Here is a 17,695-nt window from a genome sequence, read left to right on the forward strand (position 1 = left end):
GCCGCCCCTCGCGGCCCTGGGCCTGGCCGCGGCGCGGGGCGGCGCCGCCCGCGGCGCCCGCCGGGCGGCCCGGCGTGCTCCCCCGGTGGAAGGATCACCGGGGGAGCACGCTCATGTCCGCCCCCGCCCGCCCCGGCAGGCACCGCCCCGGGGGAGGTGAGCGCCACGCGGCCGCCGACCGGCCGTCCGGGGGAGACCTCCGGCGGGCACGTTCCACCACCGGCGCGGGAGCGGCCCTTCGGCGGGGAATTCCGGGCCGGTCCGGGCCCGGCGAGGAGGACGGCCGCGCGGGCCGGGACTTGACAGGCTTTTTCGCATCCCCAACACTCTGGGAAACCTTGTCGTAACACGAGGCCTTCCGGCTCTCTGACCGTTGGGTAAACGGTTTCTGTTAGCGCTAACAAAATGTGCCGGCGCGAACAGGACGACGACCAGGTGAAGCGCACTCCCCGCGTTCGACACCCGACCCCCCACGGAGGTTCGTACAGATGGGAAGACGATGGTGGACGGCGGCCCTGCCCGCCCTGATCCTCGGCCTGCTGATGTCCCCGGCCGACGCCCTGGCCGCCGCGGCACCCGGAGACGGCAACCTGGCGGTCTCCGCCACGGCGAGCGCCTCCTACACCTCCTCCTGGGAGAGCGTCGCGGCGATCAAGGATGACATCGACCCCCCGAGCTCCAACGACACGGCCAACCCGCGCTGGGGCACCTGGCCCGAGACCGGCAGCCAGTGGGCCGAGCTGACCTGGTCCCAGCCCCAGACCCTGCGCTCGGCGCAGGTGTACTTCTTCGACGACAACGGCGGCGTGCGGGTGCCCGCCTCGTGGAAACTGCAGTACTGGAACGGGAGCTCCTACGCCGACGTCGCCGGTGCGAGCGGCTACCCCACGGCGGTCAACGCCTACAACAAGGTCGTCTTCAACAGCGTGTCCTCCGCCCGGCTGCGCGTGGTGCTGCAGAGCGGCGCGGCCTCGGTCGGCCTGCTGGAGGTGAAGGCGTACTCCACCGAGTCGCCGGGCAACGGCGGCGGCACCAGCGGCTGGACCCCGCCCGCCAACCTGGTCACCCCCCTCAACCAGGTCTGGCAGCACGTCGAGAGCACCTACAACCCCGGCCCCAACGTCTTCCGCAACTTCGGCTGGGACCAGATCATGGCCAACCGGGGCAGCATCAACTACTGCGTGCGCTGGGACTCCTCGGCACCGGTCTCGGCCGCCCTGCGCGACCGGATCCACGCCTCGCTCGCCCGGCAGTTCAAGAAGTGGATGGACGTGATGGCGGGCCACAACGGCTGGCCGTACGCGGAGGTCCCGCTCAAGGTGGTCGGCTGGGCGGTGCGCGACCGCGCCACCCTGCAGTGGAGCGACAACTCCGTGGACGTCTACGTCAACGACATCCGGGAGAACGCCCCCCAGTGCGCCCAGCCCTGCGGCCGCTTCTTCAACCAGAACGGCCAGTACCCCAACTGCCCGGGCGGGGCCGCGCGCCACTACGACATGTCCCTGTGGCTGACCGCGGGCATGGGCGGGGGAGCGGGAGGTGACTGGGGTCAGCGCGTCGGCAGCGAGTACTTCGTGAGCAACATCGACGCCTCCAACATGCACATCCTGCTCCACGAGATAGGCCACAGCTTCGGCCTGGACGACTTCTACGACTGGACGCCCAGCGGCGTCGGGGGCTTCCTGATGAAGGCGGGGAGCGCGAGCCAGATCACCGAGTTCGACAAGTGGATGTTCCGCGACTGGTGGAGGCACATCAAGGGCCGCTTCGGCCTCTGACCCCCCGCCCCGCACGAACACCCGCGAACACCCGCGAACACCGCACGAACACCGCACCGCCGGCCGGTTCGGACCTCCGGGTCCGGGCCGGCCGGCGCGTTCGCGGAGAGGCCTACGGGAACGTTCCGGGCTGCGCCACGAGCGCGGCGGGCGGGGCGGGCGGCGCGGTGGACTCCCGGATCACCAGGCGGCACGGCATCGAGTGCACCCCCGGGGCCGCCTGCCCGTCGATGGCGGCGAACAGGTGCTGCGCGGCCGTGTGCCCCAGCCGTTCCAGGTTCGGGTCCACGCTGGTCAGCAGCGGCCTGGTCTCGGCCGAGAGCACCTCCCAGTTGTCGTAGCCGATCACCGCCACGTCGGAGGGCAGGCGCAGGCCGCGCTCGCGCGCGATCTCCATGAAGCCGGCGGCGATCTGGTCGCTGCCGCAGAACACCGCGTCCAGGCCGGGCTGGGTGAGCAGCAGCATCTCGGCGGCCTGCCGTCCCCAGCGCTGCGACCAGGCGCCGAACAGGGGCTCCCCGGCCGGCTCCAGCCCGGCCTCGCCCAGCGCCCGGCGCACCCCCTCGGCCCGGTCGGCCGCGGCCTTGTAGTGCGTGGGCCCGGTGACGTGCGCGATCCTGCGCCGCCCGGTGGCCAGCAGGTGCCGTACGGCGAGCATGGCGCCGCCCACGTCGTCCGGCGCGAACGACACGTCGTCGGGGTCGTCGGACGGGCCGTAGGCGTACACCACCGGGATCGGCAGCTCGCGGCTGATGGAGGGCCGCGGGTCGGTGCTCTCGCCCACGACGATCAGGCCGTCGACGCGCCGGGACAGCAGCATCCGCAGGTAGTGCTGCTCGCGGATGGCGTCGCCGCGCGCGTCGCACAGCACCACGGCCATCTCCCCGGCGCCGAAGGCGTCCTCCGCGCCGAGCAGGACCGGGATGCCGAACCGGCCGACGCTGTCGCTGGTGAGCAGGCCGACCGTGCGGCTCTGCCCGGTCAGCAGGTTCTTGGCCAGCGCGTTGGGCCGGAAGGAGAGCTGCTCGGCCGCCTCCAGCACCCGCCGGCGGGTGTCCGGCCGGACGTTGTCCTTGCCGTTGAGTGCCTTGGACACGGTGGCGATCGACACCCCGGCCAGCGAGGCCACATCACTTATGGTCACCGAGCGTGACCGCCTGCCCGTCATCCTGACGAAATCCTTTTCCCCGCGTCCGTCCCTGCGGCCTCGGCCGACCGCCTGGTGGAACCCCCTGAGATTACCTCATGGCAGCCAATTGGCCAGGGGGTGTTGACACGACCCCATGTTTCTTTTACGTTTCCGAAAACCTTTTATTTCTATTTCGTGCGTCGCGGGGGATGCAGGAAGAGGAGAGACCATGCAACCACGCGCGCGTGCCATGGGTGTCGCCGTCACGCTGTTAGCGTTAACAACCACGATCGCCTGCGGCGGGAGCGACACCCAGAAGGCCGCGCCCGCCTCGGCCGAGCCGGTCACGATCACCATGTGGACCCGCGCCGCGACACAGGCCCAGAGCGAGCGCCTGGTCAAGGCCTACAACAGCGGCCACAAGAACCAGGTGAAGCTGACCGTCGTCCCCACCGACAACTACCAGCCGCGCATCGCGGCGGCGGCGGGCGCCAAGCAGCTGCCGGACGTGTTCGCCGCGGACGTGATCTTCGTCCCGAACTACACCTCCCAGGGGCTGTTCCTCGACGTCACCGACCGGATCGCCGCGCTGCCGTACAAGGACTCCCTGGCGCCCAGCCACATGAAGCTGGGCACGCAGGAGGGACGCCGGTACACGCTGCCGCACACGCTGGACCTGTCGGTCTGGTTCTGGAACAAGGACCTGTACGAGAAGGCCGGCCTGGACCCCGAGAAGGGCCCTGCCACGCTGAAGGAGTTCGCCGAGCAGGCCACCACGGTCGACGAGAAGCTCGGCAAGGACGACAAGGTGCACGGTACGTTCTTCGGCGGCAACTGCGGCGGATGTTACGTCTTCACCTTCTGGCCCTCGGTCTGGGCCGCCGGCGGCCAGGTGATGAACCCCGAGGGCACCGCCTCGCTCAGCGACACGTCCCCGATGACCGACGTCTTCGCGATCTACAAGGGGCTGTACGACAAGGGCGTGACCGGCCCGACGACCAAGGAGGAGCAGGGCCCCACCTGGACCGGCTTCTTCCCCAAGGGCGAGATCGGCGTCATGCCGATGCCCTCGACCACGCTCGGCACGCTGCCCGCGGACATGAAGGTCGGCGTCGCGCCGATCGCCGGTCCCGACGGCGGCGAGTCCACCTTCGTGGGCGGCGACTCGGTCGGCATCTCCTCCACCACCAAGAACGCCGACGCGGCCTGGGAGTTCCTGTCCTGGACGGTCTCCGACGAGGCACAGGTCGAGATCATGGCCAAGAACAAGGACGTGCTCGCGCGCACCGACCTGTCGAACAACAAGTACTCCGCCGAGGACCCGCGCGTGGTGCTGATCAACTCCATGGTCGCCAAGGGGCAGACGCCGTACGCGCTGCGCTTCGGGCAGACCTTCAACGACCCGCAGGGGCCGTGGCTGCGCCTGGCCCGCGAGGCGCTGTTCGGAGACGCCGGCAAGGTCGCGCAGCTCAACGCCGAGATCACCAAGTCATTGCAGCAGTGAACATGACCCTGACCGGAACGCGGCGGAGGGTGGCGCGGGGATCCGTCCCGGCGCCGCCCCCGCGGTGGCGTGGGCGGCGGGCCCAGGGCTGGCTGTACGCCGCCCCGACCGCCGTCATCGTCGTCACCCTCTTCGTGGCACCGCTGGTGCTCGTCGTCTGGATGTCGCTGAACCGCTGGCCGCTGCTCGGCCAGGCGACCCTCAACGCGCCGGACAACTACCTCAAGATCGCCGACAATCCGCTCTTCCTCGACGCGGTGGGCTTCACGCTGAAGTACACCGCCATCATCACGGTGCTGCTGTCGGCGGCGGCGCTCGGCCTGGCCCTGCTGGTGCAGGAGCGCAGGCCCGGCGTGGGCTTCTTCCGCACCGCGTTCTTCCTGCCGGGCGCGGTCGGCTTCGCCACCGCGGCCCTGCTGTTCTACGGCATGCTCAACAACGACTTCGGGCCGGTCGACCCCCTGCTGCGGGCCCTGGGGATCACCGACGAGCCGGTGAAGTGGACCGGCACCCCGAACATGGCGCTGTTCTCCACGATCGCGCTGGTGCTGTGGCGCTTCGCCGGGTTCAACATGCTCATCCTGCTCACCGGCCTGCAGGCGATCCCGGTGGAGGTCTACGAGGCGGCGCGGTCGGACGGCGCGAACCGGTGGCAGATCTTCACGAAGATCACGCTTCCGCTGCTGCGTCCCACGCTCGCGCTGATGCTCATCCTCAGCGTCACCGGCTCCCTGCTCGCCTTCGACCAGTTCTTCATCTTCACCAACGGCGGGCCGGACAACAGCACCGTCTCCATGGTCATGGTCATCTACCGCGACGCGTTCTTCCGCTTCGACCTGGGCGGCGCCGCGGCGCTCTCGGTCGTGCTGCTGGTCGCGCTGGTCGCGCTCAACGCCGTACAGATGCGGGTGTTTAGGAGGTCCACGTGAGGCGGTGCGAGCACGGCGACGACGCGCGTGCGCGACGGGGTGCCCTTGCGGGCGCGGGGGGCGGGGCGGTGGGCGGCCGATGAGGACGACCTACTACACCACGATGTCGGCGCTGGCGGTGCTCTTCCTGTTCCCGCTGGTGTGGAGCGGCTGGTCCTCCTTCGACGGGGGAGTGGGCAACTACGCCGAGATGGCCTCCTTCGGCGAGGGCGTGGACGTCTACCTCGTCAACAGCGTGCTGGTGTCGGGGATGACCGTCGCCGGCACGCTGGTCGTCTCCGCGCTGGGCGGCTACGCCTTCGCCCGCTTCGACTTCCCCGGCAAGAACCTGCTCTTCCTCGTCACCCTGGCCATCCTGATGGTGCCGTACGCGACCATCCTGATCCCGCTGTACGTCCTGCTCGGCCACATCGGGCTGCAGAACTCCCTGGTGGGCCTGTCGCTGGTGTTCGTGATGTTCCAGCTGCCGTTCGCGCTGTTCATGATGCGCAACGCCTTCGAGGCGATCCCCCGCGAACTGGAGGAGGCCGCCCTCGTCGACGGCTGCGGAACGTTCCGCGCCTTCTGGCGCATCCTGCTGTACGCCGTGCGGCCCGCGCTGGTCACCGTCTCCCTCTTCGCCTTCCTCGCCTCCTGGAACGACTTCTTCGCGCCGCTCATCCTGCTCAACGACGGGGCGAACTTCACCCTCCCGGTGGCCGTGGTCAGCATGACCCAGCGCACCTTCGGCGCCATCGACTACGGCATGCTGCAGGCCGGCGTCATGGTCATGGCCGTGCCCTGCCTGATCCTCTTCGTCGTCCTCCAGCGCCACTACGTGCGCGGATTCATGTCAGGAGCCCTGCGTGGTTAGTCCTGTCATCCCTTCCACAGGGGTGCTGTCCCCTCTCGGCCTCGACACCGTACGGCTCGCCCCCGGTTTCTGGGGCGACCGGGTGGACCTCAACCGCGAGGTCGTGATCGACCACTGCCTGGAGTGGATGGAACGGGAGGGCTGGATCGGCAACTTCCGCGGCGAGCGTCCCCGCCGGGGAAGGGAGTTCAGCGACTCCGAGGCGTACAAGCTGCTGGAGGGGATGGCCTGGGCAGGTCATCCCGGCCTGCCCGAGCTGGCCGCGACCGTCGCCGCCGCCCAGGAGGGCGACGGCTACCTCAACACCCGCTGGAACTCGGAGCGCTACAGCGACTTCGAGTGGGGGCACGAGCTGTACTGCTACGGCCACCTCATCCAGGCCGGGGTGGCCCGGCTGCGCGCGCACGGCGAGGACGAGCTCACCACGGTCGCCCGCCGGGCCGCCGACCACGTCTGCGACCGCTTCATGGAGACCGCCGAGACCTGCGGCCACCCCGAGGTGGAGATGGCGCTGGTCGAGCTGTACCGGGCGACCGGGACCGGGCGCTACCTGGAGATGGCCCGGCGCTTCGTCGAGCGGCGCGGCCTGCCCGCCCTGGGACCGATCCACCTGGGACGCGCCTACTTCCAGGACGACCTGCCGGTACGCCGGGCGCGGGTGCTGCGCGGGCACGCCGTGCGGGCCCTGTACCTGGCGAGCGGCGCGGTGGACGTGGCCGTCGAGACCGGCGACGACGAGCTGCTGCACGCGATCGAGGAGCAGTGGGAGAACACGGTCGCCCGGCGCACCTACCTGACCGGGGGGATGGGCTCGCGCCACACCGACGAGGCCTTCGGCGAGGACTTCGAGCTCCCGGCCGACCGGGCCTACTCCGAGACCTGCGCCGGCATCGCCTCGATCATGCTCTCGCACCGGCTGCTGCTGGCCACCGGCCGGGCCCGCTACGCCGACCTGGCCGAACGCACCATGTACAACGTGCTCGCCACCTCGCCGGCACTGGACGGCCGCTCGTTCTTCTACGCCAACCCGCTGCACATGCGGATCCCGCCCGAGCCGCGCGAGGGCGTCGTCGACCACACGTCCGGGGCCGGGCTGCGCTCCTCCTGGTACGACGTGTCGTGCTGCCCGAACAACATCGCCCGCACCCTCGCCTCGCTGCCGGCCTACCTGGCCGCCGCCGACGGCGACGCCCTCCACATCCACCACTACGCGCCCGCCGAGATCCGCCACCGGGGCCTGGCGCTGCGGCTGGAGACCGACTACCCCTGGTCGGGTACGGTCACCGCGCACGTCGTCGAGGGCCGCCCCGGGCGGATCGTCCTGCGCGTCCCCTCCTGGGCCGAGGGCGCGACCCTCACCCACGGCGGCACGACCCGCCCGGCCGGGCCCGGCCACGTGACGGCCGAGGCCGACTGGCGTCCGGGCGACCGGATCCGGCTCGACCTGCCGATGCGGTCCCGCTGGACCTTCCCCGACCGGAGGGTGGACGCGGTGCGCGGGTGCGCCGCGGTCGAGCGCGGCCCGCTCGTCTACTGCGCCGAGTCGGTCGGCGACGAGCCGCCGCTGGCGCTGGTCAAGGCCCTTCCCGAACCGCCGGCCGAGCGGACGGAGGACGGGGTCGTCGAGCTGGAGGCCCGCGCCTGCCTGGTCGCGCCCGCCGACGCCGTCTGGCCCTACCGGGCGGGGCAGGGGGCCGCGCCGGGACAGGAGGTGCCGGGGCAGGAGGCGCCGGGGCAGGAGGTCGCGGCGGGACAGGAGCCCGTGGCCGGGCAGGAGGTCACGCTGCGGATGATCCCCTACCACCGCTGGGGCAACCGCGGGCCGTCGAGCATGCGGGTGTGGCTGCCCCTGGCCTGAACCCGGGTCGATTCCCGGGGACGTCCGCGACGGGGCCGTGGACCCGAGCCGATTCACCGAGGACGGCCTCGAGGGGCCGGGGGCGCGGAGAGGCGGGCCGGCGGGATTCAGGCCCGCCGGGCCACGCGGGTCACGCGGCTCACGGCGACGTCGCGGACGGCAGGAGGCCGCGAGTCGTGCTCACGCCTCGGGCGCCGTGGAGGGGGGTGAGCCCGTCAGAGGGGTGGAGTCGACGTAGCGGACCTCGTAGACGCGCTCGCTGAACCTCCAGCCGTCGGGGGTCCGCCGGTAGCGGTCGTGGTACAGGGCGTGGTTCAGATGCGAGCCGCCGTCGCGCATCCGCCCGAACTCCTGGACGTACGCGCGGCCGGTCGCGGTGTCGCCGTCCAGCCGGACGACGCCCGGGTGCAGGTTCTGCACGAAGAACTCCCACAGTCCCTGCCCCCACTCGATCCCCGCGCGGATCCGCTCCCGGCCGGCGAACTCCCTGCCGATGTGCGGCCACCGGACCACGGCGTCGGGCGTGAACAGCGACTCGGCGCGGTCGTAGTCGCGCATCGTCACCGCGTCGGTGAGCTCGGCGCGCAGCGCCTCGATCTCGAAACGATCAACGATGTCCCGCACGCCGTTCAACGGTGTCCCCTGCCTGCCGACGGTCCGGCCAGGCGTGCGCCGCCTGTCCGCTGGTGATGCGTCCAGCATCGCCGGGGGCCGGTGGCGGAACAATGTAGGCTTCGCGGGGCGATCCATAACACAGGAGTTATCTGTGGAGCTGCGCGACATCGAGATCTTCCTGACGCTGGCCGAGGAGCTTCACTTCGGCCGCACCGCGGAACGGCTCCGCGTGTCCCAGGCCCGGGTCAGCCAGGCCGTCGGCAGGCAGGAACGGCGCCTCGGCGTGACCCTGTTCGACCGCACCAGCCGGCGCGTGGCCCTGACCCCCGTCGGCCGGCGTCTCCGCGAAGACCTGAGGCAGGCCCTCGACCTCCTCCACGCGGGACTCGCCCGCGCCGAGGCGGCGGGCCCGGGCGCGGGCCGGACCCTGCGGCTGGGCGTGTTCGGCCATGCCGGGCACGAACTCCGCCCCCTCGTCGACGCGTTCCGCGCCCGCTGCCCCGGCGTCGACGTCCGGTTCGGCGAGATCAACGGCAGCGACCCGTTCACCGCCCTGCGCGCCGGGGAGCACGACGCGAACGTCCTGTGGCTGCCCGTCGCCGAACCGGACCTCACGGTCGGCCCCACCGTGTTCACCACGGGTCGCGTGCTGGCCGTGCCGGCGGGCCATCCGCTCGCCGGTCGCGGCACCGCGTCCCTGGAGGACCTCGCCGACAACCACGTCGTCGACCTCGGCCCCGGCGCGCCCGAGTACTGGGTCGCGTCCATGGTCCCCACGCGCACGCCGCTCGGCCGGCGCGTCCCCCGCGGGCCCGCCGCGCGGACCTTCCACGAGATCCTCTCCCTGGTCGCCGGCGGGCACTGCGTCCACCCGCTGGGCGAGCTCGCCGCCCGTTACAACCGGCCGCCCGGCGTCGTCTTCGTGCCCCTGCGCGACGCCCCCGACCTCCGGTGGGCCCTGACCTGGCGGTCCAGCACCGAGAACCCGGCCGTCCGCGCGCTGGCCCGGACCGCCGCCGAGCTCGGCCCCTTCTCCTCGGGTTCCGAGGAGGCGCGTGATTTGCGCCGATCTTTAGTGATCGACGAAATATCTGACGATACCGAGGCGAAAGGGCGGTTGAGTCCCTAAGGGAGCCGTGCCACGTTTGGAGTGATCCTCCTGCCGGGGAGGCCCGGTGGAGGGATGTCTGCGATGTTCGCGGAGCGCGTGCTCTCCCGGGTCGTGTACGGCTCCCGCTACGACCGTGTGCCCAGGCACCACAGGTCCTACGTCCGTCCCGGTGAGCGGCTCGTGCGCGAGGTCCGATGGCGTCTGAGGATCGGCCGTACCCCCGTGCTGAGGTTCCAGGACTACCGCGAGCGGATCCTGCTGGAGGGGGCCGAGCGGTTCGTCACGTGCCGGCTCTGCGGGGAGACCCGTCAGCAACCGCTGTTCCAGCGGGCCGGTGCCGGGCGCGGGGGGAACTACCGCGTGGTGCGCTGCCCGGCGTGCGGGCTCCTCTACCGCAACCCGGCCGTCCTGCCCGCCGGGGCGTCCGGTCCGGCGGGCACCCCGGCCGTCCTGCCCACCGGAGCGGACGCCCGGCGCGCGGGCCGTCGCGTCTCCCCGGTCGCGGTACCCGGCGCGTCCCCTCCGGCGACGCCGGGCGGCGGGACGCGCAGACGCCCGGCCGACCGGCGGCGGCAGCGCTACCGGCTGACCATGGACGCCTTCGGCCCGGTGTTCTCGTCGGGCCACGGGCGAAGGCTGCTCGACGTCGGCCGCGGCACCGGGCTCTTTCTCCGGCTCGCCGCGGAACGCGGTTTCGACGTGGCCGGGCTGGACCTCCCGGCCGGTTCCGTGACGGCCGCCACCGGCCACCGCCCGGGGACCCGCCCCGGTCTCGCCGGGAACCACCTCGATCTCGTTGTGAACCGCCCCGATCTCACGGGGGCCCGCTCCGGCCTTGCCGGGGACCGCCCTGATCTCGCGAGGGTCCGCTCCGGCCTCGCCGGGATCCGCTCCGGCCTCGCGGGGCCCTGTCACGAGCTCGCCGGGACGCGTCCCGATCTCGCCGGGTCCTGTGCGGGCCTCGCCGGGCTCTGCTCGGGCCGCGGCGGGATCCGTTGGGGCCTCGCGGGTGACGGTGCCGCAGGGGTGACCGGCGGTGGATTCGACGTGATCACCCTGTGGTCGGTCCTGGCCCGGCTCCCCAGGCCGCTGGAGGATCTCCGGTGCCTGCGCGATCTGCTCGCCCCGGGCGGGGTGCTGCTGATCCTCACCGCGAACGCCGCCTCCCTGCAGCTCAAGGCGTACGGGGACGGCTGGAGGGGGTTCACCCGCGACGGCCTCATGTTCTACTCGGCCGAGACCCTGGTCACCCTGCTCAGCCGTACCGGATTCGCCGGGGTGGCCTTCGCCCCGTTCTACGGCGACGGCGTCGAGGCGGGGGCCGTGGGGCTGCCCGGCCGGATGAACCGGCGCCTGCGCCGCAACGTCGAGACCGGCGGCGGCAAGATGCTCCGCGCCCTGGCCTTCGCCGACGAGGAGGCCGTCGGCCGCTGGAGCGAGCGACTCGGAGCCCACGGTCCCTCCAGGCCCCGGCCCCGGTCCTGATTCGGGTCCCGGCTCCAGCTCCGGTCCCGGTCTAGGTTCCGGATTCAGCGGCCGGGGGCCGCGCCGGTATCCGCCAGGCGGTGGAAGGCGAACCCCGCACCCCGGCTGATGCGGGCCAGGCGGACCTCGGGTTCCTCGGGCGCCGGGCGGGCGCCGGGATCGATCACGGCCTCGTACGCGTGGCGTTCCCCCTCCCTGAGCGGGACCGGGACGCACCGCGCACGCGGATCGACCGCGGCGACGACCGCGTTCAGGGCCCGGTCGGCGTCACCGCCCAGCTCGGCCAGCCAGGTGAAGGGGTCGGCCTCCCGGAAGATCGGCGCGTCGGGGAGACCGAACCTCACCCGGAGCGGCCCGGAGACCTCGACGTCCAGGCCCGCGTAGGAGTCCGGCCGGAAGGTCGGGTGGAGCTGCAGGACCCTGCCGATGGCGGCGGCGCCGTCGTCGGGGACGTTCATGGCCGCGCGGATCCTGCTCGCGGTGAGCCCCGCCAGCCCGACGAGCACCCGGGGCCCGGCCCGCCGCGCGGCCTGCTCGCCGTACCACCGGTTCACGCTGAGCAGGTACCCGCGAAAGAGCAGGTGGCTCTGGAGCGCGACCTCGTCCAGCACGGTCTGCAGCGCCGCGTGCGACAGGTCCTCAAGCCGGAAGTCCGGGTCGAAGGGGCCGCCGTACCCGTCCAGCCCGCCCGGCTCGGCCGAGACCTTGCCCGAGGTGACCGGCAGCCGGGCGAGCAGCGACGCCTCCACCTCGGCCCGGCCGGGATGCGGGGCGAGGGGCTCGGCGCTCTCGGAGATCTCGACGCGCCAGCGGCAGTGCGGCATCCGGTCCGCGGGCACCCGGGGTGGGCGGTGGACCGGCAGGAAGCGTGTTCGCGGGTTGGTGGCCGCGCCCGTCGCGTCGAACGTGGGGTCCTCGATGGTGTGGCACATGCCCCGCACCCAGTCCTCGCCCATCGGCTGGACGTCGAGGAGCGCACCGCAGTGGGCCAGCTCGAACTCCCCGTGCCGTTCGTCGACCAGCCGCAGCCGGAAGTCCATGAACTGCGGCGGGGCGCCGATGTCGAGCTGGAGGTTCTTCAGGATCGACGAGACGCCGTCGCCCCGGAAGCCCAGCGCCTCCTGCATCCGGATCGAGTAGACGGGGCTGGCCGCCGCCCACTCCTCGACGGCGACCCGCTCGGCCTCCCGCCGGCCGTCGTGTTCGAGCACCATCGGCACGCCGACCCGGTCCTGCAGGTGGCCGTGGAGCAGCCACTCCCTGCCGAGCACGGCGAGCGCCCCGCGACAGAGGTGCTCCAGCCGGAAGCCGGGATCGAACGGGCCGGAGTAGTCGGGGAGAAGTGTCATGGCGCGTCCTTCGCCGAACCGGGATCCTCAAACTAGACACGTGTCCAGGTCGCGGTCAACAAAAAACTGCGACACGGTCCTTTTCGGTCACGGGTTCACAGGTCCGGGCTCAGGAGTTCACGGGCTCACGGATGCGCGAAGAGGGCTGTGGTGATCGTCGCGGCCCGTGTGACCACCACGGTCCGCGAGGGTCACGCGTGGTCCCCCGAACGCCACCGTGACCCGTGAAGATCACTATGGTCTCTCCGGGGGCACCGTGGTCCTCGTACGGTCGCCGTGGTCCCCCCGGGGTCACCGCCGGGGCAGGATCATCGTCACGCCGGGGACCGAGCCGACCGACGCGAGAGCGGCCCCGGCCTCCTCCAGGCCGATGGACCGGGTGACCAGCGCCTCCGGCCGCAGGGTCCCCCGGGCGACGGCCGCCAGCATCTCCGGGTAGGCGTGCGCGGCCATGCCGTGGCTGCCGAGGAGCTCCAGCTCGTGGCCGATCACCCGGCCCATCGGGAGCGCGGTCAGCCCCGGCAGCAGGCCTATCTGGACGTGACGGCCCCGGCGGCGCAGGCTCTCGATCGAGGCCGTGCACGTCTCGGGGCTGCCGAGGGCGTCCACGGAGACGTGTGCGCCGCCCGAGGTCAGCTCCCTGATCCGCGCGGCGACCTCGGCACCCGGGACGGCGGGCCTGAGCCCCGGGACGGCGGGCCCGGGTCCGGGCCCGGGAACGCCGCTCCCGTTCCCGGGCCCGCTCCCGTCCTCGGTCCCGGTCCTGTCCCCGCCCGTCGCCCCGGCCTCCGGTCCGGGACCGCTCCCGGTCTCGGTCCGGGACGGGGCGACGGGGACGCAGGTGATGGCGCCGAACCGCCGGGCCAGTTCCAGGGCGCCGAAGGAGACGTCCACGGCGATCACCCTGGCCCCGGCCGCGGCGGCGATCATGACGGCGGACAGGCCCACGCCGCCGCAGCCGTGCACGACCACCCACTCGTCCGGCCGGACCCGGCCCACGGTGGTGATCGCGCGGTAGGAGGTGGCGAAGCGGCAGCCCAGGCTCGCGGCGGTGGAGAAGGCCATCTCCTCGGGGAGCCGTACCAGGTTCACCTCGGCGTGGTCGATCGCGACGTACTCGGCGAAGGAGCCCCAGTGGGTGAACCCCGGCTGGGTCTGGCGCTCGCAGACCTGCTGCTCCCCGGCCGCGCAGGCCGCGCACGAGCCGCAGGCGCAGACGAACGGGGCCGTCACCCGGTCGCCGGGCCGCCAGGAGACGACGCCCGCGCCCACGGCCTCGACGACCCCGGAGAACTCGTGCCCCGGCACATGGGGAAAGATGCGGATGTCCGGGTCGTGCCCTTTCCAGCCGTGCCAGTCGCTCCGGCACAGGCCGGTGGCCTCCACCCGGATCACCGCTCCGCCGGGCGGCGGCTGCGGGGCGGGCACCTCCCTGACCTCGAGATCGGCTCCGAAACCGTCGAAGACCACCGCTCGCACCCGACTGCCCCCTTTTCCGGGTCGTACCCGGCCGCTCCGCGACCCCGCGTCCTCGCGGCCCGGAGACCCGGTGGACCGGCACCATTGTCGGGGCCCGAGGGGCACCGGGGGAAGCCGTACGGCCGCGGGCGCCTCACCGGAAGTCGGAGCCCCTGGTGAAGACGTGTGCCGAGCACTGATTAGAGGGGCCATGCTGGGAGAGAGGCAGGAAGCACGAGACGGGACGAGGACCGACTGATCGGACGGTGTGATGGGGCAGAAAGTCGACAAGGACCGCTACTCCGAGGAGGAGTTCGTCCAGTTCAGGGCGAAGCTGGCGGAGCAGCTCGACAGCCTGAGCGAGGTGCTCGCGCGGCCCGGCTTCGGCGCGGGCCCGGCGACCATCGGGGCCGAGCTGGAGATGTTCCTCATCACGCCCGACGGACGGCCGCTTCCCCGCAACCACGAGGTGGAGGCCGCCGCGGGCGACGACCGGCTCACGCTGGAGCTGGGCAGGTTCAACCTGGAGGCGAACCTGACCCCGCTGCCGATCGCCGGGCGCCCGTTCACCGCCATGGTGCGCGAGGTGCGGGAGGTCATGGCCGTGGTGGAGGCCGCGGCCGCGACGCAGGGGGGCCACGCCGTGGCGATCGGCATCCTGCCCTCCCTCAGCGAGGCCGACTTCACCCACGAGGCCCTGAGCGGGGAGGACCGCTACAAGGCGATGTCCAGGGGCATGCGCCGGTTGCGCGACGAGCCGTTCCGGGTGCTCCTGGAGGGGGCCGAGCGGCTGGAGCTGGAGGTCGAGGGGATGATCCTGGAGAGTGCCAACACCTCCTGGCAGGTCCACCTCCGCACCACCCCCACGGACTTCGCCCGCGTCTACAACGCCGCGCAGCTCGCCATCGGGCCGGTCCTCGCGGTCAGCGGCAACTCCCCCTCCTTCCTGGGCAGGCACCTGTGGGAGGAGACGAGGATCGCGCTGTTCGAGGAGGCCGCCGACGACCGGGACGTGGAACGGCTCGACCGCAGGGACGGGCGGGTGTCCTTCGGGTCGAAGTGGACGAGCGGCATCGAGGAGATGTTCGCCACCTGCGTCCGCGACTACGAGCCGGTGCTGCCGATGATCACGGATTCCGGCGAGCCGGGCCCCGGCGGCGTTCCGGAGCTGGCCGAGCTGCGCCTGCACCAGGGCACGGTCTGGCTGTGGAACCGCCCGGTCTACGACACGGGCGACGGGGGACACCTGCGGGTGGAGATGCGCGCCCTGCCCGCCGGGCCGAGCTCGTCCGACATGGTGGCCAACAGCGCGTTCCTGCTCGGGCTGACCGCGTCCCTGGCCCTTCAGGCGGTGGAGGAGTTCCCCTTCGCCGGGGCCTACCGCAACTTCTACCGCGCCGCGACCCACGGCCTGGACGCGTCGATGAGCTGGCCCGGCCTGGGCGAGGAGATCCCCGCCGACCGGCTCGCCCTGGAGCTGCTGCCGGTCGCCGAGGCCGGGCTCACCCGGATGGGCGTGGACGCCGACGAGATCCGGTGGACGCTGGACATCGTGCGCGAGCGCGTCACGCGCCGCCGTACGGGCGCGATCTGGCAGCGGGAGGCGACGGCCCGCCTGGGCGGCGACCGGGAGGCGTGGGCGCGCATGGTCAGCCGGTACCGGGAGCTCGCGCTGACGGGTGAACCCATACACACCTGGCCCCTTTAGCCGCACCTGGCCGCTTTAACTGCAAAAGGGATTTGAGTAGAGGCATACTCATGAACTCCGCATCTTGATCCGCCCGGCACGGCGGAACCGGACAGGGAGTGACCCCCATGAGCCAGTTGAAGGCCGTACCGACGGAGCCGTTCGGGCTCAGGCGTGACGGGGGCGGCCTCGCGGCCGGAATCAGGGCCCTGGAGAAGGAGCTCAAGCGGGCCCCCCTCAAGGACGTCCTGGCCAGGGCGAACCGCGTCCTGGTCAGGAAGGGGAGGAACGGCGCGGGCGCGTTCACCGGGATGACCCCCAAGCCCGTCGACTGGTACTGCTTCGACAACGACGACAACGCCGTCAAGGAGTGGTACCCGCAGGGCCTGACGAGCGCCTCCGACGCCGGGATCGCCGGTGGCGGCGCGAGCGTGTTCGCGGTGAGCTGGTACCACACGCCGTCGTCGGGGGCCGAGCGGGGCGTGCGCCTGACCTTCCTCAACACCGCCACGCTCCGCTACCGCCACGTCCTGCTCGTCCGGGCCACCGCCGACGGCGACATCGCGCCGATCAACATCCACGCCGGCGGCATCGCCTGGTACGGCGACCTGCTCTACGTCGCCGACACCACCCGGGGCCTGCGGGTCTTCGACGTCCGGGAGATCTTCGAGGTCGACGGGGAGGGCACGGCCTCGATCGGCAGGAAGGGCGGGGTGTACGAGGCGTTCGGCTACCGGTACGTGATGCCGCAGACCGACGCCTGGACCACCACGAGCGGCACCGTCCGCTTCTCCTTCGCCGCCGTCGACCGCAGCACCGCCCCCGACACCCTGATCTCCGGCGAGTACGTCGACGAGGCCGGGGTGACCGGGCGGGTGGCCCGCTGGTCGCTGGGCGCCGGGGGCCTGCCGAACGCCCCCGCCGGAGGCGTCGTCCAGGCGGTGGACGCCTACGCGCTGCCCGCGAGGAAGATCCAGGGCGCGCTCTCCCACGGCGGCACCTGGTACCTCAGCCAGACCGTGGGCGCGGCCGGGAACGGCACCCTGATCGTGGTCGGCGACAGACCGGCCAAGCGGTCCTACGCGGTGGGGCCGGAGGACCTCACCTGCGTGCGCGACCGGAACACGGTGTGGACCGTGAGCGAGTTCGCCGGCAGGCGGGCGGTGTTCGGCGTGCCACTCTGACCGGAAGGCACGCCGCTCCGGTCGCGGGTGCGGCCGGTCAGCGCGGGGAGCCGCCGACCAGGCGGAGGTCGCCGGCCTGCCCGACGCAGATCACCACCGCCGGGTCGTGCTCGCACACCGCGGCGCGCAGCCGTTCCAGGGCCTCGCCGAACACGCGGGGCAGCAGCGCGGTCCGCGCCCCGGGGACGAGCCCCACCGTCTCCCAGGGCGGGTTGCCGGGATCGTCGAGCGGCTCCAGGGCGAGGAGCAGCGCGTTCCTCATCGGCTCTCCGCGGCCCTGGCGTCCGGCGACGAGGACGGAGCCGGGGGCGGCGACGAGGGAGGGGACGGGGACGAGGAGGGGGACGGCGGGGCCGCGGGGGTCGAGGCCGGGGCGGGCAGGGCGCAGGCGGGCGTGCCGCCGGGCAGGCGGTGCCGGTTGGCGGCGATGAGCCGGTACAGCCCGTGGGCGGCCCATCGCACCGGCGGGACCCGCAGCAGGAACCCCAGCGGGCTCCACGGGAGACCGGCGGCGATCAGCAGCCCGGCCACGGCCTGGGCCCCGCCGCGCACCCGGCCGTCCTCGACCCAGAGCACCTCGTACTCGGCGCGCTCGCGCGTGACGCCCAGCGCTGCCAGGTCGGCCCGCTGCCAGGGGACGACCCGGGCGCGGATCCCGACGAGACGCTCGGCGAGGCCGACGCTCGTCGTGCAGAAACCGCAGTCGCCGTCGAAGACCAGTACCGGTTCTCCCGTCATGCCCCCGACACTACCCA

Annotated in this window: 15 protein-coding genes; 9 read left to right on the forward strand and 6 right to left on the reverse strand. The window is 72.6% G+C overall.

Going from position 1 to position 17,695, the window contains the following annotated elements:
• Nucleotides 1-488: 488 nt before the first annotated feature.
• A complete protein-coding gene (locus tag ACLQ2R_RS07015; protein WP_425958505.1) occupies nt 489-1,778 on the forward strand; it encodes a hypothetical protein in 1,290 nt (429 codons plus the stop codon).
• A gap of 112 nt (nt 1,779-1,890) precedes the next feature.
• Here the strand turns inward: ACLQ2R_RS07015 and ACLQ2R_RS07020 are convergent, their stop codons facing one another.
• Nucleotides 1,891-2,922, reverse strand: a complete 1,032-nt coding sequence (locus ACLQ2R_RS07020) for a LacI family DNA-binding transcriptional regulator (protein ID WP_425958506.1) — start codon at nt 2,920-2,922, stop codon at nt 1,891-1,893.
• A gap of 214 nt (nt 2,923-3,136) precedes the next feature.
• On the opposite strand from ACLQ2R_RS07020, the gene ACLQ2R_RS07025 reads away from it, so the two are divergent.
• The 4 genes from ACLQ2R_RS07025 (at nt 3,137) to ACLQ2R_RS07040 (ending at nt 8,051) form a co-directional block, all read left to right on the forward strand.
• The gene (locus ACLQ2R_RS07025; protein ID WP_425958507.1) at nt 3,137-4,411 is read left to right on the forward strand and encodes an ABC transporter substrate-binding protein; all 1,275 of its coding nucleotides are present in this window, start codon (nt 3,137-3,139) and stop codon (nt 4,409-4,411) included.
• A 2-nt stretch (nt 4,412-4,413) separates the two neighbouring features.
• The gene (locus tag ACLQ2R_RS07030; RefSeq protein WP_425958508.1) at nt 4,414-5,340 is read left to right on the forward strand and encodes a carbohydrate ABC transporter permease; all 927 of its coding nucleotides are present in this window, start codon (nt 4,414-4,416) and stop codon (nt 5,338-5,340) included.
• 79 nt (nt 5,341-5,419) lie between these two features.
• Nucleotides 5,420-6,193, forward strand: coding sequence for a carbohydrate ABC transporter permease (locus ACLQ2R_RS07035; protein WP_425958509.1), 774 nt, complete (start codon nt 5,420-5,422; stop codon nt 6,191-6,193).
• Entirely contained in the window at nt 6,186-8,051 is a 1,866-nt protein-coding gene (locus ACLQ2R_RS07040) for a glycoside hydrolase family 127 protein (protein ID WP_425958510.1), read from the forward strand. The genes ACLQ2R_RS07035 and ACLQ2R_RS07040 overlap by 8 nt, the downstream gene beginning before the upstream one ends.
• A gap of 180 nt (nt 8,052-8,231) precedes the next feature.
• On the opposite strand, the gene ACLQ2R_RS07045 is transcribed toward ACLQ2R_RS07040, so the two are convergent.
• Entirely contained in the window at nt 8,232-8,675 is a 444-nt protein-coding gene (locus ACLQ2R_RS07045; protein WP_425958511.1) for a nuclear transport factor 2 family protein, read from the reverse strand.
• Between the two features lie 142 nt (nt 8,676-8,817).
• Between ACLQ2R_RS07045 and ACLQ2R_RS07050 the strand changes: the two genes are divergently transcribed.
• The gene (locus ACLQ2R_RS07050) at nt 8,818-9,795 is read left to right on the forward strand and encodes a LysR family transcriptional regulator (RefSeq protein ID WP_425958512.1); all 978 of its coding nucleotides are present in this window, start codon (nt 8,818-8,820) and stop codon (nt 9,793-9,795) included.
• Nucleotides 9,796-9,858: 63 nt separating this feature from the next.
• Nucleotides 9,859-11,262: a methyltransferase domain-containing protein gene (locus tag ACLQ2R_RS07055; protein WP_425958513.1), complete on the forward strand. Its 1,404-nt coding sequence runs from the start codon at nt 9,859-9,861 to the stop codon at nt 11,260-11,262.
• 44 nt (nt 11,263-11,306) lie between these two features.
• Here the strand turns inward: ACLQ2R_RS07055 and ACLQ2R_RS07060 are convergent, their stop codons facing one another.
• Both ACLQ2R_RS07060 and ACLQ2R_RS07065 read right to left on the reverse strand, forming a co-directional pair.
• A complete protein-coding gene (locus ACLQ2R_RS07060; RefSeq protein WP_425958514.1) occupies nt 11,307-12,611 on the reverse strand; it encodes a hypothetical protein in 1,305 nt (434 codons plus the stop codon).
• Between the two features lie 291 nt (nt 12,612-12,902).
• Nucleotides 12,903-14,090: an alcohol dehydrogenase catalytic domain-containing protein gene (locus tag ACLQ2R_RS07065; RefSeq protein WP_425958515.1), complete on the reverse strand. Its 1,188-nt coding sequence runs from the start codon at nt 14,088-14,090 to the stop codon at nt 12,903-12,905.
• Between the two features lie 250 nt (nt 14,091-14,340).
• On the opposite strand from ACLQ2R_RS07065, the gene ACLQ2R_RS07070 reads away from it, so the two are divergent.
• Both ACLQ2R_RS07070 and ACLQ2R_RS07075 read left to right on the forward strand, forming a co-directional pair.
• Nucleotides 14,341-15,777: a glutamate--cysteine ligase gene (locus tag ACLQ2R_RS07070; RefSeq protein ID WP_425958516.1), complete on the forward strand. Its 1,437-nt coding sequence runs from the start codon at nt 14,341-14,343 to the stop codon at nt 15,775-15,777.
• A 107-nt stretch (nt 15,778-15,884) separates the two neighbouring features.
• Complete coding sequence (locus ACLQ2R_RS07075) at nt 15,885-16,940, forward strand: hypothetical protein (RefSeq protein WP_425958517.1); 1,056 nt, start codon at nt 15,885-15,887, stop codon at nt 16,938-16,940.
• 37 nt (nt 16,941-16,977) lie between these two features.
• On the opposite strand, the gene ACLQ2R_RS07080 is transcribed toward ACLQ2R_RS07075, so the two are convergent.
• Together ACLQ2R_RS07080 and ACLQ2R_RS07085 are read right to left on the reverse strand one after the other, a co-directional pair.
• The gene (locus tag ACLQ2R_RS07080; protein ID WP_425958518.1) at nt 16,978-17,202 is read right to left on the reverse strand and encodes a hypothetical protein; all 225 of its coding nucleotides are present in this window, start codon (nt 17,200-17,202) and stop codon (nt 16,978-16,980) included.
• Nucleotides 17,199-17,678 carry a thiol-disulfide oxidoreductase DCC family protein gene (locus ACLQ2R_RS07085; protein WP_425958519.1) on the reverse strand — a complete coding sequence of 160 codons (480 nt, stop codon included), beginning with the start codon at nt 17,676-17,678 and terminating at the stop codon, nt 17,199-17,201. Before ACLQ2R_RS07085 ends, ACLQ2R_RS07080 begins: the two co-directional genes overlap by 4 nt.
• Nucleotides 17,679-17,695 lie beyond the last annotated feature (17 nt).

The sequence above is a fragment of the Streptosporangium sp. DT93 genome (genome assembly GCF_049844535.1).
In the GTDB taxonomy this organism is placed as follows: Bacteria; Actinomycetota; Actinomycetes; order Streptosporangiales; family Streptosporangiaceae; genus Streptosporangium.

Coding starts and splice junctions, on each gene's coding strand:
- ACLQ2R_RS07015 (WP_425958505.1), top strand. CDS start 489: ATGGGAAGACGATGGTGGACGGCGGCCCTGCCCGCCCTGATCCTCGGC.
- ACLQ2R_RS07070 (WP_425958516.1), top strand. CDS start 14,341: ATGGGGCAGAAAGTCGACAAGGACCGCTACTCCGAGGAGGAGTTCGTC.
- ACLQ2R_RS07035 (WP_425958509.1), top strand. CDS start 5,420: ATGAGGACGACCTACTACACCACGATGTCGGCGCTGGCGGTGCTCTTC.
- ACLQ2R_RS07080 (WP_425958518.1), bottom strand. CDS start 17,202: ATGAGGAACGCGCTGCTCCTCGCCCTGGAGCCGCTCGACGATCCCGGC.
- ACLQ2R_RS07085 (WP_425958519.1), bottom strand. CDS start 17,678: ATGACGGGAGAACCGGTACTGGTCTTCGACGGCGACTGCGGTTTCTGC.
- ACLQ2R_RS07030 (WP_425958508.1), top strand. CDS start 4,414: ATGACCCTGACCGGAACGCGGCGGAGGGTGGCGCGGGGATCCGTCCCG.
- ACLQ2R_RS07055 (WP_425958513.1), top strand. CDS start 9,859: ATGTTCGCGGAGCGCGTGCTCTCCCGGGTCGTGTACGGCTCCCGCTAC.
- ACLQ2R_RS07025 (WP_425958507.1), top strand. CDS start 3,137: ATGCAACCACGCGCGCGTGCCATGGGTGTCGCCGTCACGCTGTTAGCG.
- ACLQ2R_RS07060 (WP_425958514.1), bottom strand. CDS start 12,611: ATGACACTTCTCCCCGACTACTCCGGCCCGTTCGATCCCGGCTTCCGG.
- ACLQ2R_RS07075 (WP_425958517.1), top strand. CDS start 15,885: ATGAGCCAGTTGAAGGCCGTACCGACGGAGCCGTTCGGGCTCAGGCGT.